Genomic DNA, 747 nt, shown 5'->3' on the forward strand with positions numbered 1-747 from the left:
TTTGAAAACTCCGGATGCGCCGGATTGATCAGCACATTGCAATCGAGACGCGCCACGACACTCGGCACCAGCAGGATGGCGCTGCGCCGTTCTAAACACCAGGTTTCGCCGAATCCCTGGCTCACCATCGCCGGCATCGTGTCCCAGCCGGGCAGTGACGGGTGGGAAAAGACCTCGTAACTCAGTCCGCGCGGGATTGTGATTTCGATGTAGTGTTGGTTGGGCGGCAGTCGGCCGCTGCCATGCACCAGCTTTTCCAACAGGGCCGTCGAATAGTGCTCGCTGGTGTAGATGATAGGACTTCCGGGCGTGTTCCACCGCCCTGGCGCGATTGTCGAGCCGGTCGCATCGAAGATCGGGTAGGTGCCGGCCGGATCGCCGATACGAAAGGACGAGAGAGTGCGATCGAGAGTCTGCGCCGTCACGCAGCACTGCCGTACTTCAGACTTGCGAGAATATCGACCACCATTTCGGCACCGAACTCGCTCATGATAACGACGTCGATCGGTCGCTTGTCCTCAATCATCGGGTGCGGCCGAAACAGGAAATCGCGCGCTTCCTCCTCGTTCTGCCAGACATCGACAGCAAGGCCCCAGACGCGCGCGACGCGGGCCAATCGTGTGCCCTCGTCCGACGAGAGGCGATGTACCGCCTTGCGCCGCTCGTAGGTCGCCTTGGGGATCAGCCGGTATTTGAACTGAGCATCGCCAGGCGCCAGAAGATGCGCAACGCGCTCAAGTGCGCCAA

At 61.0% G+C, this 747-nt stretch carries 2 protein-coding genes; both read right to left on the reverse strand.

The features are described 5' to 3' along the window. Positions 1-425: RES family NAD+ phosphorylase (locus tag AC0L3O_RS35415; protein WP_473618153.1), on the reverse strand; the 425-nt coding region annotated here is incomplete at its 3' end. Next, the coding region (locus AC0L3O_RS35420) for an antitoxin Xre/MbcA/ParS toxin-binding domain-containing protein (RefSeq protein WP_473618155.1) at positions 422-747 on the reverse strand (326 nt) is incomplete at its 5' end. The genes AC0L3O_RS35415 and AC0L3O_RS35420, both read right to left, overlap by 4 nt.

This window comes from Mesorhizobium sp. WSM4810 (genome assembly GCF_055811235.1).